Origin of the sequence: Pseudoalteromonas sp. ASV78 (assembly GCF_047806705.1) — a bacterium.
Classification (GTDB): domain Bacteria; phylum Pseudomonadota; class Gammaproteobacteria; order Enterobacterales; family Alteromonadaceae; genus Pseudoalteromonas; species Pseudoalteromonas prydzensis_A.
In genome coordinates, this window is record NZ_JBLOPA010000001.1 from 3739756 (window position 1) to 3765976 (window position 26221).

Consider the following 26221-nt stretch of genomic DNA (forward strand, 5'->3'; position numbering starts at 1 on the left):
ACTTCACTATTTTAAAAAGTGCCAAAGGGCATGGGAGAAAACAGCAGTGCGAATTTTAGGCATTGAATCGTCGTGTGATGAGACGGGAATTGCAATTTATGATGATGAACAAGGTTTGCTTGCTCATCAACTCTACAGCCAAGTAAAAGTGCATGCAGATTATGGTGGTGTAGTGCCAGAGCTTGCATCTCGTGATCATGTTCGTAAAACCTTGCCATTAATCGATGCTGCTTTTGCACAGGCCGGTTGCGGACCTGAGGATATCGATGGTATTGCTTACACCGCAGGTCCAGGACTAGTGGGAGCATTATTAGTGGGCACTTCAATTGGACGCTCACTTGCCTATGGGTGGAATATTCCAGCAGTGGCTGTGCATCATATGGAGGGCCATCTACTGGCGCCAATGCTTGAAGAAAACGTGCCTGAATTTCCGTTTATTGCTTTACTAGTATCAGGTGGACACACCATGATGGTGAAAGTAGCAGGGATTGGCCAATATGAAGTATTGGGTGAATCGGTAGATGATGCAGCAGGTGAAGCATTTGATAAAACCGCCAAATTACTCGGTTTAGATTACCCTGGTGGCCCACGCCTCGCTAAACTTGCCGAGCAAGGTGTGCCTAAGCGTTTTATCTTTCCACGACCAATGACAGATAAACCGGGCCTTGATTTTAGCTTTAGTGGCTTAAAAACAGCGGCAGCAATCACTATTCGTAATAATGATGACGATCAGCAAACCAAAGCCGATATCGCTCATGCGTTTCAAACCGCGGTTATTGATACCTTAGTTATTAAATGTAAGCGCGCTTTAAAGCAAACAGGTATAAACCGCTTAGTAATTGCTGGTGGTGTCAGCGCCAATGTACAGCTACGTGCGCAGCTAGAGCGGGTAATGCAAGGCATGCAAGGGCAGGTTTATTATCCGCGCACAGAGTTTTGTACTGATAATGGTGCCATGATTGCCTATGCGGGTATGCAGCGGCTAAAGGCAGGGCAGTTTGCCAGCTTAGATATGAAAACCAAACCTCGCTGGCCGATTGATAGTTTAGATGCTATTTAAGTATTGTTATCATCTTTAGTTGGCGGTGTTTTTTTGTCGCCAATTTTAGGTTCTTCGCCACTAAATAAACGTTTGATATTAGCGTGGTGGCGAAAGATTATCAAAATCGTTAAAAAAGTAACTGGTAAAGTGTACAGCGGTTTGATCCACCAAGTATAAAGTGGTGCTAACGAAACGGCGACTAACGCGCCAAGTGACGAATAGCGCGTAATGGCAACAACTGCCACCCAAGTTGAAATTAATAACCCGCCTAGCAATAAGCCAATGGGGAGCAATGTTCCAAATGCAGTTGCTACCGCTTTACCACCTTTAAAGTGAAAGAATATCGGGAACATATGCCCTAAACACGCAGCAACCCCGATCAATCCCAGCATTAGTGGATCAAGCTGTAAAAAGTATGCGCCCCAGACAGGAATCGTTCCTTTGAGAATATCAAACACTAAAACTAAGCAGGCAGGAACAGCCCCGCCAAGACGATAAACATTAGTTGCGCCTGGGTTGTTTGAGCCATTGCTGCGAGGATCGGGTAGTTTAAACAGCCGAGATACTAGAATAGCCGATGAAATCGACCCCAGTAAATAGGCTAAAACTAACATTAAAACAGCTATCACGCGCTTCCTTATTTTTTAATCACCGTTTTTCGGCTATCATTGGCCGCAAAAATCGCATTCATACTTTTTGTAATTGAAATAGCAGATACATGATGTACCTATTCGCTTTATTATATGGGTAATTTTATATGATGTACCTATAGACTATTGTATGGGTAATTTTTACATAATAAAACACAGTTAAAGTGTATAAACGCTATAAATGCAAATTATAGCCGATGTAGACTCAAGTCAATGAGTTTTAAGTTTTTGCCAGTTGGAGCAGTTATGGATAAGGTTTTTATATCGCAACTACATGTTGACACTATCATAGGCGTGTACGATTTTGAAAAAGAAACTAAGCAGAGTTTGTATTTTGATATCGAAATGCTGTGTGATATTAAACCTGCAGCAGCAACTGATGATATTGCTCTAGCACTTGATTATGCAAAAGTAAGTGAGCGCGTTATTGCTCACACTACAGCAAAACCGGTTGAGTTATTAGAGACTTTAGCTGAGCAACTAGCAGCGATTATTTTAACCGAGTTTGCTACAACACAAGTAACCATTCGGATTAGTAAGCCCGCAGCTGTGGCGCAAGCACGCACTGTAGGTGTTGAAATTACTCGACGCAAGGCTTGTTAAGATGGCGCAAATTTACATTAGCCTTGGCTCCAATGTTAATAAAGAACATTATCTTCGCCAAGCGCTAATCGCCCTTAAAGCTCATTTGACTGAGTTTCAGCACTCCAGCGTATTTGAAAGTGAAGCCGTTGGTTTCGCAGGTAACAATTTTTACAACTCAGTCATTGGTGCGCAAACACAAATACCGCTTGCTGAGCTTTGCCAATTACTGAAACAGATTGAACGTGATAATGGCCGCACCGATCACGACAAAAAATTTAGCCCACGTACACTTGACCTCGATTTATTATTTTACGACGATGTGATCTGTGACACACCAGCGCAGTTACCCCGTGATGAAATAACCAAGAATGCCTTTGTACTGCAGCCATTAGCTGAAATAGCCCCCGATTTTTATCATCCCACAGCAAAGCAAACAATCGCCCAGTTGTGGAGTGCTTACAACAACCCCAAGCAAAAACTATGGCCGGTGGAGTTTACTAACCCATGAGTATTATCGAAATTATCGTTTTAGCCCTGATCCAAGGATTGACTGAATTTTTACCAATATCTAGCTCAGCTCACCTTATTCTCCCTTCACAAATTCTTGGCTGGCAAGATCAAGGCCTTGCCTTTGATGTTGCGGTGCACGTTGGCACCTTGATTGCCGTAATAATTTACTTCAGAAAAGAGGTTGTCGAAATACTTGCTGCATGGTTTAAGTCATTTGGCGCACAAGGTGCTACAGATGATAGTAAACTTGGCTGGTGGATTATTATAGGCACAATACCGGCCGCTGTACTGGGTTTAATTTTTAAAGACTTAATCGAGCTCTATTTACGCAGTGCGTGGGTAATTGCAATCACGACTATTTTGTTTGGTTTATTACTTTGGTATGCCGACGTAAAAGGTAAGCAAACTAAAACAATTTATCAATTAACTTGGAAATCAGCATTGATGATCGGCATGGCGCAAGCGATGGCGATGATCCCAGGTACATCACGCTCGGGTATTACTATGACCGCCGGTTTAATGCTTGGCATGAATAAACAAAGCGCTGCGCGTTTTTCATTTTTACTGGCAATTCCAGTGATCTCAATGATGGGCTTGTATTACACCATAGAACTTGCCTTAGGCGATCATATCGTTGATTGGACTACGTTAATTCTAGGCGCTGGTTTATCGTTTATCTCTGCGTATGCATGTATTTTCCTGTTCTTAAAAATTATTGAACGTATGGGTATGATGCCATTTGTTATTTACCGATTATTATTAGGCGTTGGTTTAATCGCATTTTTAATGATCTAACACTGATCTAGAAAAGATAAATAAAAACGCCTTAACTCAATGAGCTAAGGCGTTTTTTTAGAAGCCAATATACACCTTAAGTTAGAAAGTGTATTTTGCACCCATCGATAAGCGACGACCTTTAACGTCAAAGAACTCGCCATCATCATAAGTGAATGGATTACGTGGTGGTGCACGGTCTAGGATATTGTTTACACCAATACGTACTTGCAACTCATCTAATAGGTAGGTTTTGTACATAAAATCAAATGTCGTGTAAGACGGGATATCATTGTAGTTATTATCTTCAATGTTCCATTCATTACTTTCTACACTGCTATGGCGGTAATTAGCCGTTAAAATGTAACTTGAATCATCATGTGAGTAGATTGCGTTAAAGCGACCTTTCCAGCGAGGATCTGCAATTTCACCTACATTTGAGCGGAAATCTGCCGTACGACCAGTCGGGTTTTCACTGTCTTCTGCTAGGTAAGTTGCAGTAAGCTTAATTGCTAAATCACCATTCCCTAATTCTGTACGGTAAGCTGTTTCAATATCTAGGCCTTTTTTGGCGATGATAGAAGCATTAATTGGACGCTGATAATAGTTAATGATGTCGCCCGTTTGTTCGTCTCGGACGAAGTTTGAGCAAAATGGGTTATCTAGCGATGATGACTCATAACATAGTTCTACGCTATCACGTCCAAAGTATTGAATCGCTCCTTCAATTTCAAATGACCAGTAATCAAGCGTTAAATCTAAGCCCTCAATAAATTCAGGAGTGTAGATCAAGCCAATAGTATAATCGTTTGATGTCTCGTTTTTTAGTGCTTGATTGCCTTGCACAAAACCTGGCAGGCTACCAGCTGCTTGCCAATTGGCTGTTGGCATCCAACCTGCTGCTAAACCATCTGCTTGACAGTTAGCGATTACATTTGCTTTATATTCGCTACCTGAGCTGGTAATTTCATCAGCACGACATGGATCTTTACGACCCGAATTAAACGTTTGTGAGCTTGGCGTAAATAAGTCACTTAGGCTCGGTGCACGGACTGATTTTGAACGATTTAAACGAACACGTACTTCGTCTGTAACGCCCCAATTTAATGACAGTTTCCACGCATCATCACCGCCCGTAACTGAATAATCCATATAACGGTACGCAGTTTCAAAGGTTAAGTCAGTTGCTAAAAAACGATCTACAAGCAATGGCACTGAAATCTCTGTTGAGAATTCATTTACATCGATATCACCTTTCATTGGTAAACTTGAGTTCCCAAAAATAAGGCCATTTTGCATTGCGTGATCAGGATGAGTCTCGGCGCTTTCTCGGCGATGTTCAACGGTAAATGCGGCAGCGACTGCACCTGCTGGTAATTCAAATAATAAACCGTCAAATGTTGCAGCAATAACTAGCTGATCTTGTTTGGCAGTACGCGTAGCATTTGTTGCTATATAATTAAGCTGTGCTTGAGAAGCACTTTGTGCGCCCATAGGGTTAAAAGCAACACATCCTTCACGTTCACCTGTGACGTTACCATCGGCATCACGAACTGCACATACGATTTGACCATTAAGTTCTACAGCATCTATCGCATTGACTAGGTTTTGCTCTAATACTTCACCACGCCATAAGGTATCTTGTTCGATACGGCCATACTGCACATAGGTGCTGTAGCCCCAGTCATCGTTTAAAATGCCTTCAAAACCAAGAGATGCACGGATCACCGCACGATCTTGTTGATAAGCGCGATCACCCCATAGGTTTTCGTTAGCTTGGCGCAAAGTAACTTTATCTAATCCGTTAGCATCCATAATCTTAGCCATATCATCGCGGATAAAGGCATTATCACGACGGATCGTGTGAGCAAAGAAAGCTGGCGAGCTTTCAGACGTTGCTTTTGAGTCAGACCAAGTAAAATCAAATGTTGCAGCGTGATCGTCATTAATTTCGTATGTACCATACGTTGATAAAATGGCGCGCTCTAATGGAGTTTGAAAATAGCTTTTGTAACCATGACTAAAAATACCATCACCTGGGTTATTAGTATCTGCGTAATAACGGCTATTAGCTGATGCGTTAGGCACGCCAGAGTTTTCTACGCGACCTAGACCATAATCAAATGCTTTTACGTTACCGCTATTATCAAATGCCCAGTGATGGTTGTTGTAATGATCGTCAGTTAGCGAGCCTGTTTTACTGAAAAAATCACCGCCTTCAGAATAATAACCAAGGGTACTTTGCTTACCTAATACGACACGCTCAGGAATACCATCGGTACCCGATTTATTGGCTGGGTTTGCGTATGAAGTTACAGGGTTACGGTAAAAATCACGACTTAACTTGTCATAGCTATCGGTTTTTGAGTAGTTAAAAGACGTTACAAACGATAGCTTGTCACCTTCCATACCACCGGTGATAGAGAAGAAGTTTTGCTCGCCACCGCTTTGTTCTGGACGGATCGTAGATGCATCAATTTCAATGCCATCAAATGATTTTTTTGTGATGATGTTTACGACACCGGCAACAGCGTCGGCACCATATACGGCTGCTGCACCACCAGTGGCGATCTCTACTCGTTCGATCAGAGTTGTTGGAATATTATTTAAATCTACCGCAGTGCTGCCTACTGAGCCTGCGACAAAGCGGCGACCATTTACTAATACCAGTGTACGCTCAGATCCTAAACCACGTAAGTCGGTGGTGTTTAATCCTGATGCATAAATAAAGCTAGTAGTAGTTTCAGGAGATAAACCAACCGTTGCTTGCGGTAGCTCAGCTAATAAATCATTAACGTTAGTAATGCCGGCATTTTCCATCTCAACGCCGCCGATCACAGTAACTGGTGTCGGTGAAGTAAGGTTAAATCGCTTGATTTTCGAACCTGTTACTTGAATACGTTCGACAGGTTTTACGTCAGTAGCTTCTTGTGCAAATGCGTTTGCAGCACCAACAGTGCCAGTAATTAATACTGCATTAATTGCAGCTGTAATAAGATTTAATTTTTTCAACATAACACCTTTTAATTTCGACAAGGTTTACCCTGTGGGTAATTAAACTTGATGGAACTCACAAAGGACTTACATTGTTAGCCATATTAACTTTGAAGTTAAATATATGCCTTTCAATGTAACCAAATGTAATTTAGCGCAACGTTTTATCACAGTACCCAAATAGAGTCTTTTGTGTGGCAAATATGTCTTTTGTTGCTAAAAAGTGTTTTTTGTTTTTATTGTGGGTATTTGTTGGTATGGCCTTGATTTTAAATTATATTATTTGTATTCATAGCTTTACGTTTGTTGTTTGTAGTATTTTTATAACGTTGAGTTACCTTGATGGTTAACTATTTTGCAATTAACTATCAATGATTTTGTTTGTAAAATGGGCTTTAATGTTAATTTTGTTCAAAAAGTGTCGCGCAACATTTGAGCGGTTAAGCATAAGTAAGGGAACTATTTAACTTATATGCTTATTAGTTGCCATTTAGCACAAGTGTTGTGTTAGATGACAATGGTAACTGAACGCTATTTTTGGCATTATGGCATCTCATTTATTATCTATTTTTTAGCGCTGCGTAAGCTATGTGTGGCGGCAAAGGAATAATATGCATATTCATATTTTAGGCATTTGCGGCACCTTTATGGGTGGTATTGCAGCGATAGCTAAGTCGCTAGGTCATACCGTCACGGGCTCTGATCTAAACGTATATCCGCCAATGAGCACGCAACTCGAAGAGCTTGGTATTAAATTAACCCAAGGCTATGATGTCTCTCAGTTAGAACCCGCGCCAGATATGGTGGTTATTGGCAATGCAATGAGCCGCGGTAACCCGTGTGTTGAATATGTATTGGATAAGGGCTTAGCGTATACTTCCGGCCCTGAATGGCTAAAGCATAATTTATTACAAAACTGCTGGGTACTGGCGGTTGCTGGAACTCATGGTAAAACCACCACTGCAAGCATGCTGGCATGGATTTTAGAATTCGCGGGTTTAAAGCCGGGGTTTTTGATTGGCGGTATCGTGCAAAATTTTGGTTTGTCGGCACGGGTTGGCGAAACGCCATTTTTTGTTATTGAAGCTGATGAATACGACACTGCATTTTTTGATAAACGCAGTAAGTTTGTTCATTACTTACCGCGCACACTAATTTTAAACAATCTTGAATTTGATCATGCTGATATTTTTGAAGATTTAAACGCGATTAAAAAACAATTTCATCATTTGATGCGTACACTACCAAGTAGCGGCAAAGTTATTTGGCCACAACAAGATGATGCTCTGCAAGATGTGCTCAAGCAAGGTTGTTGGAGCGAAAGTGAAACGCTGGGCGATGATTGGGGATATGAGCTGATTAATGCCGATGGCAGTGAGTTTGCAGTGTCATTTAATGGTGAATACCAAGGCACGGTAAAATGGCAAGCGTTTGGTGAGCATAATGTTAAAAATGCTATTATGGCGATTGCTGCCGCGCGCCATGTCGGGATTGCCATAGAGCACAGTATTGCGGGGTTAGGGGAATTTATTAGTCCTAAACGCAGAATGGAACTAAAAGCCGATATTGCCAATATTAAAGTGTATGACGACTTTGCTCATCACCCAACAGCTATCACTACAACCCTTGCGGGGTTGCGTGCAAAAGTAGGCAATGAAAAAATTATTGCCATATTAGAGCCGCGCTCAAACACTATGAAAATGGGCGTGCATCAACATACGTTATTAGCGTCATTAGTTGATGCTGATGAGGTGTATTTATTCGAGCCAGATAATTTAAGCTGGTCGTTAAGTGAGCAAGCCAAACAGGCTGGCATGGTATGCTTGAGTGATACCGGTAAGATCGTTGCGCAAGTAGTCTCGCAAGCACAGCCGCAACAACATATTTTGATCATGAGTAATGGTGGCTTTAATGGCCTCCACGACACATTGATAACAGCTTTGCAGCATAAATTTACCCAGCAATAAACCGGAGCGACAGTGCAATATAAAGAAACCATTACGCTTGCTTTTAGTGGTGCGTCAGGCGCGCCATATGGCTTACGATTACTCGAAGTATTGCTCGCGCAGCAGTTTCGCGTGTATGTATTGATCTCCAGTGCAGCTCGAGTGGTGTTAGATACAGAATCAAATATCAAGCTTTCAGGAAATGAAGATAAAGCGACCGAACAGTTAAGCACGCTCTTTAATGCTGCTGAAGGTCAATTACAGGTGTTTGGCAAAGACAATTGGTTTAGCCCAGTTGCATCAGGTTCCGCCGCGCCGAAAAAAATGGTTGTGTGTCCGTGTAGCGCAGGCTCGGTTTCTGCCATTGCGATGGGAGCCTCGGATAATTTATTAGAGCGCGCTGCTGATGTTGTGATTAAAGAGCGTGGGCAACTAATTTTAGTGCCACGAGAAACCCCGTTTAGTGAAATTCACCTTGAGAATATGCTTAAGCTCGCGAAGCTCGGGGTGACCATTATGCCAGCTGCACCTGGATTTTATCATCAACCGCAAACCATTAGTGACTTAGTTGATTTTATGGTGGCACGTATTTTAGATCATTTAAATATTGCACACACACTCACGAAACGTTGGGGTTATGGAGAAGGTAAATCATGAGTAAAGCATTGGCTTTGAATATTGAAGGCCTTACCAAGGTTTATAAGAATGGGGTTGAAGCTGTTAAAGGCATTGATCTACAAGTTTATGAAGGCGATTTTTTTGCGTTATTGGGCCCAAATGGTGCGGGTAAGTCAACTACCATCGGGGTGATCTCATCATTGGTTAATAAAACCAAAGGCTTAGTAGAGGTGTTTGGTCACAACATAGATTCAGATTTAGAAGCCGCCAAGTCACAATTGGGCTTAGTGCCACAAGAGTTTAACTTTAGCCAGTTTGAAACCTTGACACAAATACTGGTCAATCAAGCGGGTTATTATGGAGTACCTCGTAAGGTGGCGCATCAACGAGCGGATAAATATTTAGCGCAGTTAGGCTTGCTGGAAAAGAAAGACAAACAAGCACGTACTTTATCAGGTGGTATGAAGCGCCGCTTAATGATTGCTCGTGCGTTAATGCATGAACCAAAGCTGCTTATTTTAGATGAGCCAACCGCTGGTGTTGATATTGAATTACGCCGTTCGATGTGGGATTTTTTAAGACAAATTAATCAGCAAGGGGTGACGATTATTCTCACCACCCATTACTTAGAAGAAGCTGAGTTGCTGTGTAAAAATATCGCCATCATTGATTCTGGCATTATCGTTGAAAATACCACCATTAAAGCACTGCTTGCTAAGCTAGATAAAGAAACCTTTATCCTTGATTTAAAACAGCCAGTACAGCCCGTTACCGTTACGCTTGATGGTTATAAGTTTACGATGGCTGATGATCATACCATTGAGGTGGAAGTGGCTAAATCACAGGGCTTGAATGCAGTATTTACAGCATTAACCGAGCAGGGTAATACCGTGCTCAGTATGCGTAATAAAGCTAATCGATTAGAAGAGTTATTTGTCGGTTTACTAGAGCAAGGGCGGGGCAAGTAGATGTTTAAATATGGCGTAGCCTTAAAGAGCTTATGGTTTAAAGAGTGCATTCGATTTTTACGTATTTGGGTGCAAACCTTAGTACCACCTGCAATCACGATGAGTTTGTACTTTGTGATTTTCGGTAATCTTATTGGCTCTCGGATTGGTGATATGGGCGGTTTCAGTTATATGGAATTTATTGTCCCGGGCCTTATTATGATGTCGGTGATCACTAATTCCTATTCTAATGTGGCATCAAGCTTTTATTCAACCAAGTTTCAAAAAAGCATTGAAGAGCTGTTAGTTGCACCCGTGCCTAATTATATTATTGTGCTTGGCTATATGGGCGGCGGTATGACCCGCGGCATGCTGGTAGGATTAATTGTTACCTGTGTGTCGTTATTGTTTGTTGATATTCAAATCCATAATATTTTTGTGATCATCGCTACAGTAATGTTAACCTCTGCGGTATTTGCGTTAGGCGGTTTGATCAATGCTATTTATGCTAATAGCTTTGACGATATCAGTATAATTCCGACCTTTATTTTAACGCCATTGACCTATTTAGGTGGGGTGTTTTACTCAATCACATTATTACCTGAGTTTTGGCAAGGTGTATCGCAGGTTAATCCAATTATTTATATGGTTAATGCCTTTAGATATGGTTTCTTAGGCGTATCGGATGTTGATTTAACGGTCGCATTTGGCGTGTTGTTGTTATTTATTACAGTCTTATTTACGTTAGCTTTAACGTTAATTAAAAAAGGTGTGGGGTTAAGACACTAATGAGTGATGCAAATTCACGTAGTATTGTATCGAATCAACCTGGCTTACATGAAAAGCTGGATGAAATAGTAACTAAGCATTTAACCGCAGAGTTCAAAAAGCCTATTGCAGCACATACGCAAACGGCGTTCGATCAAGTAAATGAAAAAGTACAAGCATTTGCTGGGCCACTTATTCTAGATTCATGCTGTGGCGTCGGTGAGAGTACGGCTAACTTAGCAAAGCGTCATTCTGATGCACTCGTCATTGGCATTGATAAATCATCACATCGCTTAGATAAGCATGATATTGAATATAAACAAACTGACTCAGGTCAGTACATTTTAGTGCAAGCGGATCTCAATGACTTTTGGCGTTTAGCTGTGGCTGCCAATTGGCAGCCAACGCATCATTATTTGCTGTATCCAAACCCTTGGCCTAAAGCGAAGCATCTGCAACGTCGCTGGCATGGCGCGGCTATCTTCCCATTTATAGTAAAGCTAGGTGGTCGTTTAGAGGTGCGCAGTAACTGGGATATATATGTTAAAGAGTTTGCACAAGCACTTCACCTCGCTGGGTACAGCTGTGAGGTCGAGCAATATGAAAGTGATATTGCTATCACTCCGTTCGAACGTAAATATTGGGCGAGTGGTCAACAGAGTCACCGGCTAGTGCTCCCATTGGCAGCGCGTTCTTAACTACTGGGTTTACTTGTGGCGCTGCTTCACTAAAATGATTACCTTGCATCAGCGTCACATTCGCTTTACGTAGCGCATTTACGATGGGGCGGCTTTCCACATTTTCTGCTATTAGTTGTAAATTAAGTTGTTTTGCAAAACTGGCTATGTGCTCAATATATAAATAAATATCTTGGTCGTTAACTATTTGGCGAATTAAAGTGCCATCAAGTTTAATACCATCCACTTCTAACTTCAGTACATTAGATATATTCGAATAACCAGTACCAAAATCATCGATGACGACACGCACACCGCGATTTTTTACCATGGTTATAAACGCTTTTACTTCAGAAAAGTTAGCAATTGCCTCGGTTTCTAAAAGTTCTAAGGTGATATTACGCGGTTGTGGGTAACGTTTAAGTTCATTTTCCAAAAATTCCGTTAGGCTTGGGTCGAGCATATCTTGAACGGTAATATTAATGCTCCAGCAAGTACTGGTTTTTCTAAAGCGCGCAAAGCACTGTGTAAGCATGGTGCGGGTTAACATGCCATCCATTCTAGAGCGATTCACAACGTCTAAGAACGATTTTGGTTTAAGAATTTCACCATGGCAAGTGATCATTCTAGCTAAGCACTCATACTGAATAATAGTATTTTTTTCACTGTTATAAATAGCTTGAAAGTAAGGAACAATTCTATTATTTTCAAATGCTTCTCGTACTTCTTTGGCCATGGCTACATTGTATTGATATTGATTTTTTACATTATGAAGAGCGCTTGAATAATTAACTACAGTGTGACGACCTTGTTTAGCTTGTAATGCAGCAATATGCGCATTTTCAAGTAACATTGACTTATTGCCGCTAGCGATGCCTGCGCATAACGTTATATAAATAAAGGGATCGGTTAGCAGTGGTGTACTGTAATTATAGGCTTGGATCATATCAGTAAAGCTCATGTCATCATCATTGAAAGACGCTATAAGGACAATTTTATTCGTTGCTAAGCGAAATATCTGACTCGTCGCAGGGCGATTCTTTTTAAAATGTAGTAACAGACTTTTCATCACCCGATCACTTACTTCAGTACCATAAAAGCTACTTATATCTTCTAATTCATTGACCCAAATAACGGCCAGTTGCATATGATGATTTGGTGATTTTTTAATGTAATATTCCAGCGCAATGTGATTAGCAAAACCACTGCTTGTATCTGTTGAAATCGCGCGCTTTAATAAATACACATAAATGCCTGCAACTAACAGGGCAATAAAAAAGAAAAATACCGCCATGGCTGCGGCTTTCGATACACTTTGCGCTAATCGTTGATTGAGGTCGTATATAGTAATATCGGCCCCCGTTAGATAGGTCACTCCGTTGGCATCAACAAAGGGCACAAAAATGGTTTTAAAATGACCCCATTGGTCTTTTGAAATTTCAAAGACTGGCTCGGTTGAATAAAACGCGCCCACATTGGCCGCAGTTGCTTCGGGGTATAAATCGAGGAACTGGGTAACTTTGCCGCTATTTTGATCGTTTTGTGTGTAACTAGAGGCACTAAAATGCACATTGTCATCTTTTAATACCATGGCATAAACGTAAGCGATGTTTAACGCATTGGCAAACTCTGATAATTGACGGCTTTTTTGTTGGTATACGGAGGGTGGTATGCGAAGACCTGCATTAATTTTTTGATGGTAATCATCACCAAGCATATGCTTAACACTTAATGCTGCATCAAGTAAGCGAGTATCAACGCTTTGCATTATTTCGTTCCGGGTGCTGTTATAGGTGTAATAGATGTAGCCTAATAAACTGATAAAAAACAGCATGAAACCCGCGATTATCCAATTCGTCCGTAAATTTGTGTTTATCATGTTCATCCTTTATTTATTATCCTTTGCATTATACAAAAAAAGCCTGCATCGCCTATAAAAATATAGTTAGGTAATTTAAGAGTTAATCAATTTATCATCAATCTGTCATGCAATTGACTGCTTTTATGGCTTAATACGAGACATTTCTACTGTATTGCAGTAAAGTTAACGCATTTCGTAGAATCATTGTAGTTGACGTTATTGCTAATGAAGCCGCTTACTTAGGCGCTTTAGCGAAAGAAAACTACATTTATTGGGTATAAAGATGGATCAAAAGCGTTGTGCCGTCGCCTCTAAAGAAACTCTGATGCGTATATTTACTGTGCCTGAAGCACCAGACTCAACGTTGAGTAAAATCGAACTTGAGATCTCGAGCAATTTAGCAGGTTTTTTGAATGAGAACATCGCGGCGATTGAAAAGCCATTGCATGAAATTGAAAAAGATTTTCAATCTGCAGTGATCCCAGAAGATCCGACCTTTGTTTCAGCTTATGCGCAAGACATTATGGAGCAACTTGTTGCTCATTCAGTGCATACTGCTGCGCCAAGCTTTATTGGTCATATGACGTCAGCATTACCGCATTTTGTATTACCACTTTCCAAGTTGATGGTTGGCCTTAATCAAAACTTAGTAAAGATTGAAACCTCCAAAGCTTTTACACCGCTCGAACGCCAAGTATTGGGCATGATGCATCATTTAGTATATGGTCAAGATGAGGCGTTTTATAGTAAATGGATGCACAGTGCTAAAACCTCACTAGGCGCTTTTTGTTCTGGTGGTACAATCGCAAATATTACCGCACTGTGGATTGCCCGTAACCGACTATTAAAAGCAGATGGTGAGTTTAAGGGTATTGCCGCTGAAGGTATCGTTAGTGCTATGTTGCATTATGGCTATAGAGGCTTAGCTGTTTTAGTATCAGAGCGCGGCCATTATTCTTTAGGCAAAGCGGCCGATCTATTAGGCATTGGCCGCGATAACTTTATTGCCATTAAAACTGCTGATAACAATAAGGTTGATGTTGCTGCAATGCGCGCCAAGGCTCACGAGCTTGAAGCGCAAGGCATAAAAGTAATGGCCATTGTTGGTGTAGCAGGTACTACTGAAACGGGTAATATTGATCCACTTGATGCTTTGGCCGAGTTGAGTGTAGAGCTTAATTGTCATTTTCATGTCGATGCTGCCTGGGGTGGTGCAACGCTGCTTTCTGATACTTACCGCCCTTTACTCAAAGGTGTAGAGCGAGCAGACTCAATCACCATTGATGCACATAAGCAAATGTATGTGCCGATGGGAGCAGGGCTGGTGTTATTTAAAGACCCCGCTGCGACAGATGCAATTGAGCATCACGCTGAGTATATATTACGTAAAGGCTCAAAAGATTTAGGTAGTCATACGCTTGAAGGTAGCCGCCCTGGTATGGCGATGTTAGTGCATGCTTGCTTACGCGTTATTGGCCGTAAAGGCTATGAAATACTGATTGATAAAGGTATTGAAAAGGCCCGTTATTTTGCTGATTTAGTGAAAGCAGATGATGATTTTGAATTGATCTCAGAGCCTGAATTATGCTTGCTTACATACCGTTATGTACCAAAACAAATTAAGCAAAAAATAGCCGAAGCTGATGAGCAAACCCGTTTGGACATATTTGCTTCGCTAAACCGTTTTACCGCCAGTATGCAAAAGCGCCAACGTGAAGCCGGGCGTTCATTTGTGTCGCGTACGCGATTGACGCCAGCTCAGTATGATCACCAGCCAACGGTGGTCTTCAGAGTCGTGCTTGCGAACCCACTTACTTCTGAGCATATTCTTCAAGAAATACTTGCAGAGCAAAAGGCGCTAGCGAAAACAGATCCTGTGTTTAAAAAGTTCTTATCTAAATATATGAATTAGTAAATCAGTGGTATTGCTAATACCACTAAACTTTTGATTTTAAATAAAGCAACTCGCTTTAATCATTTCACTAATAATATGTTGCGACGGTTTTATTTTTTCCATCGCTAAAAACTCATCAGGTTGGTGGGCTTGGTTAATAGAGCCCGGCCCCATTACGATAGTCTCGCAGCCAAGTTGCTGAATAAACGGCGCTTCGGTGCAGTAATTTACTGCAACGGCTTGCTCCCCCGATATTTTTTCTGCTAATTGTACTAATGCCGTGTCGGTACTGCCGGTAAAGGCTGGAATAGGCTCGTGCATATCCATCACACTCACTGCATCTGGGTATTGGTTATTTATTTCTGCCGCTATTTTTAACAACATCATTTGCAGTTCTTGCACACTTAAACCTGGTAATGGGCGCATATCAATATGCATTTCACAGCAGCCACAAATACGATTGGCGTTATCACCACCATGAATATGTCCTAGATTCAATGTTGGGTAGGGAATAACAAAGTGCTCTACTGAATATTTATTCTTTAATTCGTCTTTTAAAAGTAACAATTTTGCAATTACTTTATGCATCACTTCAATGGCGTTTAAACCACGTTCAGGATCAGAGCTATGACCTGAGCGACCGACTACGCGAATAGCCGTACTCATATGACCTTTGTGAGTAAATACCGGTGTCATATCAGTAGGTTCACCAATAATGCAACGCGCAGGTTTTAAATTTTTGTGCTGACAAATTTGCTGCGCACCAGCCATAGTCGTTTCTTCATCGGCGGTGGCTAAAATTAAAATTGGTTGAGTTTGTGTGGTTTCATCGAGTTCACTAATTGCTTGCAGTACAAAAGCAAAAAAGCCTTTCATATCGATACTGCCTAAACCATATAGTTTATTGTCATATTCGCTTAATTTAAACGGATCATAATTCCAGCGACTATCATCAAAAGGAACCGTATCGGTGTGACCGGCAAGCATTAAACCGCCATCGCCTTGGCCGCGTTTGGCGAGCAAATTAAAGCGACCTTTAGGGCCTGATAACTCTGTAATTTCGCATTCAAAACCTAAGCTGCTACACCAATTGGCAAGTAGCTCAATGACGCCTTTATTACTCATGGCTAACGATTCATCCATAGCACTAATGGAAGGGGCGGCAATCAACTGCTGATACATGGACAAAAAAGACGGTAAAGGCATAAAAAAATCCAAAATAATTATTCAATCTAATTGCATAACAATATAAAAGTATTTATGATGAATATCAATTCACTTTTTAAGCATAAATATATTAAAGCGACGCAATGAATATAAAACGACGATAATCCAGTTTCATTCCCAAAACAGTGTGTTTATGCACTGTCTAACCCGATTTGAATGTAAATATAGTAGTAAAACCCAAAAAGAGTAACGAATGAAAGTAGTGATTATTGGCGCAAGTGGTTATAGCGGCGCAGAATTAGCAAGTTTAGTCGTAAAACATCCACAATTAACCTTAGTAGCGTGTTATGTATCTGAGCAAAGTTTAGATAAAGGTAAGTTATTAAGTGACTTGTATCCTGAGCATGTTGGTTTACTTGATTTTCCTTTATTACCGCTGAGCGAAAGCGCATATAGCGATATCGAAAGCTCAGCTGATTTTGTGTGTTTATGTACTGATCATAAAGTGAGTGTTGATTTAGCGCCACGTTTTTTGAAGATGGGTAAAAAGGTTTTTGATTTATCAGGTGGCTACCGCTTAAGCAGTAATGAAGATTATCAAACTTATTATGGTTTTGAGCATCAACATACTGAACTACTTAAACAAGCTGCCTATGGCTTGGCTGAATGGAATAGTGACGCAATCGCTAAAGCACAATTAGTTGCCGTAGCGGGTTGTTACCCAACTGCGGCATTAAATGCGTTAAAGCCATTGCAGCAAGCCGGTTTATTGGCTGATCAGCCAGTGATTATTAATGCGGTATCGGGAGTAACCGGTGCCGGGCGTAAAGCCAGTGTAGGCACGCATTTTTGTGAAGTATCGCTTGCACCATACGGGTTATTTAACCACAGACATAGCCCTGAGATTGAACAGCACTTAGGCCATAAAGTGTTATTCACGCCACATTTAGGCAATTTCCCTCGTGGCATTTTAGAAACTATTTATGTGCAATTAAAAGCCGATGTTACTCCAGAGCAAGTCACGCAAGCTTATCAAGTACTTGCCGATGAGCCGTTGATCAGATTGCTTGGTAATAAAATACCTTCAATTAAAGGGGTGGCTAAGCAGCCGTTTGTGGACATTGCTTGGCAACAACAAGGTAGCCAACTGATTGTGATGGCAGCGATTGATAACTTATTAAAAGGTGCTGCAGGCCAAGCACTGCAATGTATTAATTTAGCTATGGATTTACCTCATAGCACAGGTTTAAAAGGGTAACAGTAATGCAAACATGGGTCATCAAACTCGGTGGTGCAGTACTCAACACAGAAGACGCGGCAAAAGCGTTATTTGAAGTGCTAGCTTCACAAACTCAAGCACAGTTTGTGATTGTACACGGTGGTGGGGCGTTAGTTGATAGCTGGCTAAAAGAAGCGGGTTTTGCCAGCGCGAAACATCAGGGCTTACGTATTAGCCCAAAAGAGCAGATGCCGTACATCGTTGGTGCATTGGCTGGTTGTGCAAACAAACAATTAATGAGCCAGGCAATCGTGGCAGGCCATAAACCTGTTGGTCTTAGTTTATATGAAGCCGGCATTATTACGTCGCAAAAGCTCAAAGCACTTGGTCAAGTTGGTCAGTGTAACGGTGGCGTGCAAAGTGTGATACCAGAGTTATTAAAACTTGGGCGTCTACCTTTAGTTAGTTCAATCGGTTTTGGTGACGATGGTCTTTGGTATAACGTGAATGCAGATGAAGCGGCGGCGGCGATTGCTAAAGAGCTCGATGCAGAAATTATTTTTATGACCGATGTAGAAGCCGTACTTGATGCAAATAAACAGCCGTTACATCAACTTGACACAAATCAGATCAATACTTTAATTGCAGAAGGAGTAATTTTGGGTGGGATGGAGGTCAAAGTTAAGACCAGCCTTCTTGCTGCCCAGCACTTACGACGTGGCGTTTACATTTCGAGTTGGCAAAAGCCAGAAAATTTAGTCGCTTTACTTGCGGGTGAGCACGTCGGAACAAAAATTACACCATAGGTTTTATATGTTTAATCATTTTTTATCGGGTCTTGAACTAGACCAACAAGGCGCACTTAACTTACTTAATCTTGCGCAAAAAATAAAAGCAAACCCTGCTGATTTTAGCCAAGCACTGGCTGGTAAATCAGTGGTTACTTTATTTGAAAAACCAAGCTTACGTACGCGTTTATCGTTTGATATTGGTATCAATAAGCTCGGCGGTCATGCGGTGTATCTTGATTCACAAAATGGTGCCATGGGCGCACGTGAATCAGTAAAAGATTTTGCGTTAAATATTGCCAGCTGGGCTGATGGTATTGTGGCACGTGTTTATCAGCATAAAACCTTAACCACACTTGCTGAATTTTCGAGCGTACCTGTGGTCAACAGTTTGTGTGATTTATATCACCCATGCCAAGCATTGGCTGACTTTTTAACATTACAAGAAGTATACGGGGATGTGAGCCAGCTAAAACTTGCCTATTTAGGTGAAGGTAACAACGTAACGCACTCACTGATGTTACTTGCAGCAACGCTAGGTACTGATTTTGTTGCAGTATGCCCTAAAGGCAGCTCACCGGATTCGCAAATTCTTAAGCAAGCTGAGCAAATAGCAGCAATGAATGGCGCATCGGTCATGGTTAGCGATCGTGTTGAAGCGGCTGTTGGGGCTAACGCTGTGTACGCCGATACTTGGGTATCAATGGGCGACGACACACCGCTTGAACAAGTAAAAGAAAAGTATATGCCGTATCAATTAAATGCCGCATTACTTGAACAAACAGGGGCTGACACTGTGTTGCATTGTCAGCCTGCACACCGTGAGTTTGAAATTACCTCAGAAGTAATGGACGGCCCGGCGTCAAAAATTATACAACAAGCAGAAAACCGTATGCATGCGCAAAACGCATTGCTTGTTTCATTATTAAATCCAAATTTTGTGTAAGGTATCACCAATGAGTTCTATTAAAAAAGTTGTATTAGCCTATTCTGGTGGTTTAGATACGTCGGCCATCGTGCCATGGTTAAAAGAAAACTACGGTTGTGAAGTTATTGCATTTGTAGCCGATGTAGGTCAAGGCGCAGAGGAGCTTGAAGGCGTAGAAGCAAAAGCGATCGCCTCTGGTGCATCTGAGTGTTATGTCGTTGACTTAAAAGATGAGATGGTAAGTGATTACATCTACCCAACGCTAAAAACGGGGTCTATCTACGAAGGTACTTATTTACTAGGTACATCAATGGCACGTCCTATTATTGCTAAAGCACAAGTTGAAATTGCCCGTAAAGTAGGTGCCGATGCGTTATCGCATGGTTGTACTGGTAAAGGTAACGACCAAGTACGTTTTGAGTCGTGTTTTGCAGCCCTTGCCCCTGATCTGCAAGTAATTGCACCGTGGCGTGAGTGGGACTTATCAAGCCGTGAGTCATTACTTGATTACTTAGCTGAGCGTAATATTCCATGTTCAGCATCAGCGACTAAAATCTACAGCCGTGATGCAAACGCGTGGCACATTTCTCACGAAGGTGGTGAGCTTGAAGATCCGTGGTGTCAACCAAGTGAGCAAGTGTGGACGTGGACTAACTCTCCAGAGCAAGCCCCTAATGAACCTGAATTTGTTACCTTAAACGTGGTTGAAGGTGAGGTTGTTGCTGTAAATGGTGAGCAACTTAAGCCGTACGACTGTTTAGTTAAATTAAATGAGATAGCGTCGCCTCATGGTGTTGGTCGCGTTGATATCGTTGAAAACCGTTTAGTAGGTATGAAATCACGTGGTTGTTATGAAACTCCAGGTGGCACAGTGATCATGGCAGCATTACAAGCAATTGATGAACTGGTACTTGATAAAGCAAGCCGTAAATGGAAAGCAGTACTGGGCGGCGAGTTCTCACATTTAGTGTATGACGGCCGCTGGTTTACACCACTTAAAGATTCAATCTTAGCGGGCGCAGAAGCGTTATCAACCGTGGCAACGGGTGAAGTCGTACTTAAGCTATACAAAGGCCAAGTGACTGCGGTTCAGAAAAAATCACCAAATAGCTTATACAGCGAAGACTTTGCAACATTTGGTGCTGATGATGTGTACGACCAATCGCATGCTGAAGGTTTTATTCGTTTATTCTCGCTTTCAAGCAGAATTTCAGCACTAGCGAAGAAGTAATTTTACTACAGCCCCGTAACTAAAACGGGGCAATTTCAGGGTTTGGAGAGATTTCATGGCATTATGGGGCGGACGTTTTTCTACGGGTCCAGATGAGGCGTTTAAACAATTTAACGACTCACTTCCCTTCGATTATCAACTGGCAGAGCAAGATATAGTTGGCTCTGTGGCGTGGGCAGGTGCCCTTAAGCAGGTTGACGTACTAACTAGTAGCGAGCACCAATCACTAGTAGCAGCATTATATGAGTTACTTGACGAAGTAAAAGCTGATCCACAAGCGGTGGCAACGTCAGGAGCTGAAGATATTCACTCACATGTTGAAGCTGCTTTAATCGAAAAAGTAGGTGATTTAGCTAAGAAGTTACACACCGGACGTAGCCGTAACGACCAAGTCGCAACCGATTTTCGTTTATGGTGTCGTGATACCGCAGATCACTTACTTGCAGCACTTGGCCAGTTAAAAGGCGAGTTTATTGCGTTGGCTGAACGCGAGCTGGGTACTATTTTACCTGGTTACACCCATTTACAACGTGCGCAACCACTCTTGTTTAGTCATTGGTGTATGGCGTATGTTGAAATGCTCGAACGTGATGAAAGTCGTTTAAGTGACGCTAAAGCTCGGATGAATTTTTGCCCTTTAGGCAGTGGCGCTCTTGCTGGTACTGCGTACCCAATTGATCGGCAAGCACTTGCCGTGGGGCTAGGTTTTACCGCGGCAACTAAAAATAGTTTAGATGCCGTATCAGATCGTGACTTTGTGGTTGAGCTATTAAGCTGTGCATCAATCTCTATGATCCATTTATCGCGTATGTCAGAAGATTTGATCTTTTATAATTCGGGTGAAGCGGGTTTCATTGAGTTAGCAGATAATGTTACTTCAGGCTCATCATTGATGCCACAAAAGAAGAATCCCGATGCGCTAGAGCTTATTCGCGGCAAAACAGGGCGTGTATTTGGTGCCTTTAGTGCCATGATGATGACGTTAAAAGCACTGCCACTTGCCTATAATAAAGATATGCAAGAAGATAAAGAAGGCTTATTTGATGCCATGCCAACTTGGCTTGCCTGTATTCATATGGCGCAAGCGTGTATCAAAGGTATAAAAGTAAATGGCGAGCGTACTTTAGCCGCAGCTAAAGGCGGCCATTCAAACGCGACAGAGCTTGCTGATTATTTAGTCGCCAAAGGCATCCCTTTCAGGGAAGGTCATCACATTGTTGGTGTACTGGTGCAAATGGCTATCGCACAAGGGAATAACTTAGAAGATTTAAGTTTAGAACAATTCCAATCTGTACATAGTATTTTTGCACAGGACGTATATGCTGTATTAGAAATAGACGCATGTATTAAAGCGCGCCAAGCACTCGGTGGCACATCTTTAGAGCAAGTAAGCATTGCCGTTAAAGATGCCAAAAAAAAACAGCAAATAACGGTTCGTGACGCCAATCTTGATGATGTCGAGTCGATAGCTAAGTTGATCCAGCACTGGGCTACAGTAGGCGAAAATCTACCGCGTGCTAAAAGTGACATGGTGCACTCAATTAATGAGTTTGCTGTGACTGAAGTTGCTGGAAAAGTCTCTGGCTGTGCGTCACTGTATATTTATGATACTGGCCTTGCTGAAATTCGTTCGCTCGGTATAGATCCCGAAACCGGTATTACCGGACAAGGTCGTCAGTTAGTTGAGCACTTATTAGTTAAAGCCAAAAAATTGGCACTGAATCGCATCATTGTTTTGACGCGAGTACCTGATTTCTTTGAGAAACAAGGTTTCACATTCTGTACTAAAGACAGCTTGCCGGAAAAGGTAATGAAAGATTGTGAACTATGTTTGCGCAGAGACAATTGCGATGAAGTCGCAATGGAATTTATTTTGAAGCTAAGTAGTAATACGGAGATCCCGTGTAAAAACGTGGCCTAGAAATCCCTGGATGTAAAAGACGTACGGTTACCCCTGTGCGTTTTTTTATGCCCCGATACATCTGGTATGACCTGTTTATCTGTTATTCCCCTGTGAGTTTAAAGATCAAAAAAAGATCGTTTTTAAAAATGTTGGATCGGTAATTGCTACCTATAAAGTGTACGATGACTCAGTGTGAGTTCATCTTAAAAGCGCCAATAAATAATCAGAGCGCTAAAGCAACAGTAACTTATTAAACAAGTTATTAATTCAACATTTTTGAAAGGATCAATCTCATGCAAATTACAGCTAACAACCAACTGCAAATGCAAGCATACAACTCTATGCAACAATCAAAGCCAGCACTTGAACAAAGCGCTAGCAATAAAACCCTACAATCTGATACAGTGTCTATATCTAATGAAGCATTAGCCGCAGCTGGCGGTGGTGCTGAAATTCAACGTGGCGGCGGCGGATTAGTTTTCCCTGATAAAAAGCCAACATAGTATTGGAATTTATAAAATAGATGTATTTTGATTTAAGCTCGCTAGGGTTACATTTTGACACAATCATAGTTTTAGGGATGTTACTCGCATTTTTACTAAATCTGTTTTTTTATGTCAGTGAGCTTAATCAAGATAAATCTTTAGTTATAACCTCTTTTTTTATGGCTGTATCTTATTTCTGCAGCAATCACTTCATTGTCCTCGAAAATTCGAATATAAATATTTATATTGAATGGTTCATGTATGACTTCATCACTTTGCTACTAATTATTTTATCTCATCGTTTTTTTTCAGGTATATCTACTGCAACAAAGTATATTTATGTAGGTCTAGTAATAAACAGTATTTTGTACGCACTAATTCATATTGATTTAATGGTTTTATGGAATCGAGAAGTTTGGTGGTTTTGGACATTCTATTCATTTAGTGTAAACATTGTTGATTTCTTGATGATAGTAGCACTGATCACAAATAAAGACTTTTTATTGGTAAATAAAGTTAAAAGCTCCTTATTTCAAAAAAAATGCAAAAAATATTCTAATATTTAACAGAATTAGTCATGGAAGTATTTCAACAATACATTAGCTTTTACATCGCCACTTTTGTCATGTGGGGCTTCATGATGGCGTTTCTATACAACGTTGTTAAAAAATCTTCTATGCCAGGTAGTGATGCCACAGTAATGTGGATGTCCTTGGCTATTTTCTTATCTTATCTTGTTTCAGATCCTTTGCTCAATTTATCACTTGGGGTTGATATGATGTATAGCTATTACAGCTATTCTATTTGGGCTCTTTGTGATTTATTTATCCTCGTTGTGATTTTGCTAATAGCTAAAAACAAATCTTTTAAACGCTGTCCTGCTAAGCTATATCTCATCATAGGTTTAACGGTGAACATGATGTTATTCATTGGCATGCATATAGATACCAACTTTGTTAATCGTTTTGAACCTTGGTGGTTTTGGTCTTTTTATTCTGTCACGGTTAACGTGATGGATGTGATGATGATTACTGCACTATTATGCAATAAAGATTTCTTCGGTTTGGTGCGTGGTTATAATCGATTGCGAGGCCTAAATAAACTTGAAGCCTCGCCTAAAAGTTAAAACCGATATTCCCAACTGGTTTTTAATGCGCTGTTGGTATCAGATTCGTTAGCAAATTCGTCTTTATACACAGAGCCACTGATCTTCCATAAACCACTAAATATAGCCTGCTGATAACCAAGCTCTAATTGCAAACGATCAAATGTCTCAGGTGTTTGAGTTGAGTTTAGAACTTCGCTTTGCGACCAACGTAATTTAGCATAACCGGCATAACCGTTCATAGTATGATAATGAGCACCCAATACGGCCGATTTACTTTGCAGCGGTGTTGCTGAGCCAATTAAGCGATCTTTATGATTATAGGCCCAAGCATAGTTAGTAAAGGTCTCATCACAACTAAGTTGCGCTGTACAATCTTGTTCGGTATTAGAATATTCAAAATAGGTTTTAAGTAGTTGCTTTTGATCACCAAAAAAGCTTTCCACACCCACTGTATAAACAGGATCACTGGGTGCAACACCACTATCATTTTTGCCCATTAACTCAGTATAAAAAGCAATCGGTTGAGTGCCTATGCTGGTTGAGTACTTAGCATCTAAACTGGTTAAGCGTTGTTTACTCGTGATGACCTCGAGTGTATCGGGATTTATTTCTGTACTGATTAAATAGTCAGAGGCTGCGCTGCTAAATGCAACTTCAAGTCCTGGTAGCGGGGTGCTGGCAAACCGCATTGCCCAATAGTCACCTTTTTCACCGCTATTTAAATGTGGCTTTTGTTTGGCGTAAATACCCGTTAACTGCCAGTTGCCAATAAATGACAGCCAGCTTGGACCCACATATTGGGTGTTAGCACGGTTTATGCGTAGACCTTTCATTGGCGATGCATTATTTGCAAGCAGTAACGCATTATCATTACTTGGTCCCCACCAATGACTGACTTGTTCAGCGCTGACAGACCAATTTCCCATTAATACAGCTAAATAACTGCCATGGTAGTTTATGTGTTTATCATCAAGTGCATCATCCGCGTAATTAACACTTACTTTGGCGCTGACGCGATTGCCTGTGATTGCGCCATAACTATTTACACCACTTTTTTGTTGATCGCGTTTGCCAAAGCTTTGCTGTAGTTCTGGTGCGCTATTGTAATTAACTCTAACACCGGAACTGCTGCTTTGTTTTGCGTTCTCTAAAGCATGTTTTACATGTTGATAAGCAAACTGACTTTGCGCAGGTAACGTACTGCTTTCAATCGCATTCAAATCTCTGGCAATTCCCTGCCACATCAAGGGGTAGCTATTAACTGGCTGTTTAATTACACCTTGATTAAACAACATTTCAATTGATGCACGCAGTAATGGGTCATCGCTTTCAATCCAAGGGCTTGCAAACGCAGGAGCTGCGAGTACAACTAAGGCACTTAAATAGATATTTAACTTCATCCGTGTAATTTTTCCTGTAATGCTTTTACGACAATAGGGTGTACAAACTCACTGACATCGCCTTTATGACGAGCGACTTCTTTTACTAATGTTGAAGAAATAAACGAATTTTTTTCCGCTGGAGTTAAAAATACACTTTCTAAATCAGGGTTCAGGCGACGGTTCATATTGGCAAGCTGAAATTCATAATCAAAGTCAGACACCGCACGAATTCCTCGGATCAACACATTTGCATTATGATCACGCGCCAAATCAGCCAGTAATCCTGAAAAGCCAATAACACTGACGTTATCTATGTGAGTTAGCAAACTATTGGCAAGTGCTACGCGCTCATCTAGACTAAAGCAAGGTTGTTTACTAGGATTGTGAGCAACTGCAACAATTACAGTATCAAACATTTTAGCTGCCCGCTGGATCAAATCTGTGTGCCCATTGGTTAATGGATCAAAGGTACCTGGGTAAATTGCGGTGACTTTCATAAATATCGGCTTAATGTTATTTTGGCTTGCTATATTAACAGTCTTTGTTGTCTAGATCAGCCTGCAAATTGCGACTGCACATCTTCATTTTTAAATGAGTTTATTTCATTAAGAAACAATAACTACGAATTACGGGTTAGAAATTTTCAAGGTGGTATTTTATTGGATTATATTTGTATATACTGCGCGGCTAATAATACTGAGTGAATTCTGAGCATTTACTTAAATAAAAACAACCAGAGTAGCA

General features: G+C 41.1%; 23 protein-coding genes. 17 read left to right on the plus strand and 6 right to left on the minus strand.

Annotated elements, in window-relative coordinates; translation table 11 throughout:
- The first annotated feature begins 46 nt into the window (after positions 1 to 46).
- Positions 47 to 1060, plus strand: coding sequence for a tRNA (adenosine(37)-N6)-threonylcarbamoyltransferase complex transferase subunit TsaD (gene tsaD / locus ACMVDV_RS17090; protein WP_416158906.1), 1014 nt, complete (start codon positions 47 to 49; stop codon positions 1058 to 1060).
- Here the strand turns inward: tsaD and plsY are convergent.
- Positions 1057 to 1671, minus strand: coding sequence for a glycerol-3-phosphate 1-O-acyltransferase PlsY (plsY, locus tag ACMVDV_RS17095; RefSeq protein WP_416158907.1), 615 nt, complete (start codon positions 1669 to 1671; stop codon positions 1057 to 1059). The genes tsaD and plsY overlap by 4 nt on opposite strands.
- Positions 1672 to 1938: 267 nt before the next feature.
- On the opposite strand from plsY, the gene folB reads away from it, so the two are divergent.
- Genes folB through ACMVDV_RS17110 form a run of 3 tightly spaced genes read left to right on the plus strand, consistent with a single transcriptional unit; the run spans position 1939 to position 3582 of the window.
- Positions 1939 to 2295, plus strand: a complete 357-nt coding sequence (gene folB / locus ACMVDV_RS17100) for a dihydroneopterin aldolase (protein WP_416158908.1) — start codon at positions 1939 to 1941, stop codon at positions 2293 to 2295.
- A 1-nt stretch (position 2296) separates the two neighbouring features.
- Complete coding sequence (gene folK / locus ACMVDV_RS17105; RefSeq protein ID WP_416158909.1) at positions 2297 to 2785, plus strand: 2-amino-4-hydroxy-6-hydroxymethyldihydropteridine diphosphokinase; 489 nt, start codon at positions 2297 to 2299, stop codon at positions 2783 to 2785.
- Positions 2782 to 3582, plus strand: a complete 801-nt coding sequence (locus ACMVDV_RS17110; protein WP_416158910.1) for an undecaprenyl-diphosphate phosphatase — start codon at positions 2782 to 2784, stop codon at positions 3580 to 3582. Before folK ends, ACMVDV_RS17110 begins: the two co-directional genes overlap by 4 nt.
- An 81-nt stretch (positions 3583 to 3663) precedes the next feature.
- Here the strand turns inward: ACMVDV_RS17110 and ACMVDV_RS17115 are convergent, their stop codons facing one another.
- The gene (locus ACMVDV_RS17115) at positions 3664 to 6576 is read right to left on the minus strand and encodes a TonB-dependent receptor domain-containing protein (RefSeq protein WP_416158911.1); all 2913 of its coding nucleotides are present in this window, start codon (positions 6574 to 6576) and stop codon (positions 3664 to 3666) included.
- 590 nt (positions 6577 to 7166) lie between these two features.
- On the opposite strand from ACMVDV_RS17115, the gene mpl reads away from it, so the two are divergent.
- Genes mpl through trmB form a run of 5 tightly spaced genes read left to right on the plus strand, consistent with a single transcriptional unit; the run spans position 7167 to position 11532 of the window.
- Positions 7167 to 8522: a UDP-N-acetylmuramate:L-alanyl-gamma-D-glutamyl-meso-diaminopimelate ligase gene (gene mpl / locus ACMVDV_RS17120; protein WP_416158912.1), complete on the plus strand. Its 1356-nt coding sequence runs from the start codon at positions 7167 to 7169 to the stop codon at positions 8520 to 8522.
- Positions 8523 to 8534: 12 nt separating this feature from the next.
- A complete protein-coding gene (locus tag ACMVDV_RS17125) occupies positions 8535 to 9158 on the plus strand; it encodes a flavin prenyltransferase UbiX (RefSeq protein ID WP_304183587.1) in 624 nt (207 codons plus the stop codon).
- Positions 9155 to 10087 (plus strand): ABC transporter ATP-binding protein, encoded by a 933-nt coding sequence (locus tag ACMVDV_RS17130; protein WP_304183590.1) that lies wholly within the window; start codon positions 9155 to 9157, stop codon positions 10085 to 10087. Before ACMVDV_RS17125 ends, ACMVDV_RS17130 begins: the two co-directional genes overlap by 4 nt.
- A complete protein-coding gene (locus ACMVDV_RS17135) occupies positions 10088 to 10855 on the plus strand; it encodes an ABC transporter permease (RefSeq protein WP_304183592.1) in 768 nt (255 codons plus the stop codon).
- Complete coding sequence (trmB, locus tag ACMVDV_RS17140) at positions 10855 to 11532, plus strand: tRNA (guanine(46)-N(7))-methyltransferase TrmB (RefSeq protein ID WP_416158913.1); 678 nt, start codon at positions 10855 to 10857, stop codon at positions 11530 to 11532. The genes ACMVDV_RS17135 and trmB overlap by 1 nt, the downstream gene beginning before the upstream one ends.
- Here trmB and ACMVDV_RS17145 read toward each other — a convergent pair.
- The gene (locus ACMVDV_RS17145) at positions 11453 to 13390 is read right to left on the minus strand and encodes an EAL domain-containing protein (protein ID WP_416158914.1); all 1938 of its coding nucleotides are present in this window, start codon (positions 13388 to 13390) and stop codon (positions 11453 to 11455) included. The genes trmB and ACMVDV_RS17145 overlap by 80 nt on opposite strands.
- A gap of 265 nt (positions 13391 to 13655) precedes the next feature.
- Here ACMVDV_RS17145 and panP point away from each other — a divergent pair, with 265 nt between their 5' ends.
- Positions 13656 to 15284 carry a pyridoxal-dependent aspartate 1-decarboxylase PanP gene (panP, locus tag ACMVDV_RS17150; protein WP_304183597.1) on the plus strand — a complete coding sequence of 543 codons (1629 nt, stop codon included), beginning with the start codon at positions 13656 to 13658 and terminating at the stop codon, positions 15282 to 15284.
- 39 nt (positions 15285 to 15323) lie between these two features.
- Here panP and argE read toward each other — a convergent pair whose 3' ends face one another.
- On the minus strand, positions 15324 to 16472 hold the full coding sequence (argE, locus tag ACMVDV_RS17155; protein ID WP_304183598.1) for an acetylornithine deacetylase: 1149 nt from the start codon (positions 16470 to 16472) through the stop codon (positions 15324 to 15326).
- Between the two features lie 214 nt (positions 16473 to 16686).
- Between argE and argC the strand changes: the two genes are divergently transcribed.
- From argC to ACMVDV_RS17190, 7 genes are all read left to right on the plus strand, one after another.
- Positions 16687 to 17691 (plus strand): N-acetyl-gamma-glutamyl-phosphate reductase, encoded by a 1005-nt coding sequence (argC, locus tag ACMVDV_RS17160; protein WP_304183600.1) that lies wholly within the window; start codon positions 16687 to 16689, stop codon positions 17689 to 17691.
- Between the two features lie 5 nt (positions 17692 to 17696).
- Positions 17697 to 18458, plus strand: coding sequence for an acetylglutamate kinase (argB, locus tag ACMVDV_RS17165; protein ID WP_304183601.1), 762 nt, complete (start codon positions 17697 to 17699; stop codon positions 18456 to 18458).
- 7 nt (positions 18459 to 18465) lie between these two features.
- Positions 18466 to 19386, plus strand: coding sequence for an ornithine carbamoyltransferase (locus tag ACMVDV_RS17170; RefSeq protein WP_304183602.1), 921 nt, complete (start codon positions 18466 to 18468; stop codon positions 19384 to 19386).
- Positions 19387 to 19396: 10 nt separating this feature from the next.
- Complete coding sequence (locus ACMVDV_RS17175) at positions 19397 to 20599, plus strand: argininosuccinate synthase (RefSeq protein WP_304183604.1); 1203 nt, start codon at positions 19397 to 19399, stop codon at positions 20597 to 20599.
- 55 nt (positions 20600 to 20654) lie between these two features.
- Positions 20655 to 22520 carry an argininosuccinate lyase gene (gene argH / locus ACMVDV_RS17180; RefSeq protein WP_304183606.1) on the plus strand — a complete coding sequence of 622 codons (1866 nt, stop codon included), beginning with the start codon at positions 20655 to 20657 and terminating at the stop codon, positions 22518 to 22520.
- A gap of 275 nt (positions 22521 to 22795) precedes the next feature.
- A complete protein-coding gene (locus ACMVDV_RS17185; RefSeq protein ID WP_304183609.1) occupies positions 22796 to 23005 on the plus strand; it encodes a hypothetical protein in 210 nt (69 codons plus the stop codon).
- A gap of 559 nt (positions 23006 to 23564) precedes the next feature.
- Positions 23565 to 24113, plus strand: a complete 549-nt coding sequence (locus tag ACMVDV_RS17190) for a hypothetical protein (RefSeq protein ID WP_416158915.1) — start codon at positions 23565 to 23567, stop codon at positions 24111 to 24113.
- Here ACMVDV_RS17190 and ACMVDV_RS17195 read toward each other — a convergent pair.
- Entirely contained in the window at positions 24110 to 25495 is a 1386-nt protein-coding gene (locus ACMVDV_RS17195) for a capsule assembly Wzi family protein (protein ID WP_416158916.1), read from the minus strand. The two genes, ACMVDV_RS17190 and ACMVDV_RS17195, sit on opposite strands and share 4 nt — an antisense overlap.
- The gene (coaD, locus tag ACMVDV_RS17200) at positions 25492 to 25974 is read right to left on the minus strand and encodes a pantetheine-phosphate adenylyltransferase (RefSeq protein ID WP_304185126.1); all 483 of its coding nucleotides are present in this window, start codon (positions 25972 to 25974) and stop codon (positions 25492 to 25494) included. The genes ACMVDV_RS17195 and coaD overlap by 4 nt, the downstream gene beginning before the upstream one ends.
- Between the last annotated feature and the right edge of the window lie 247 nt (positions 25975 to 26221).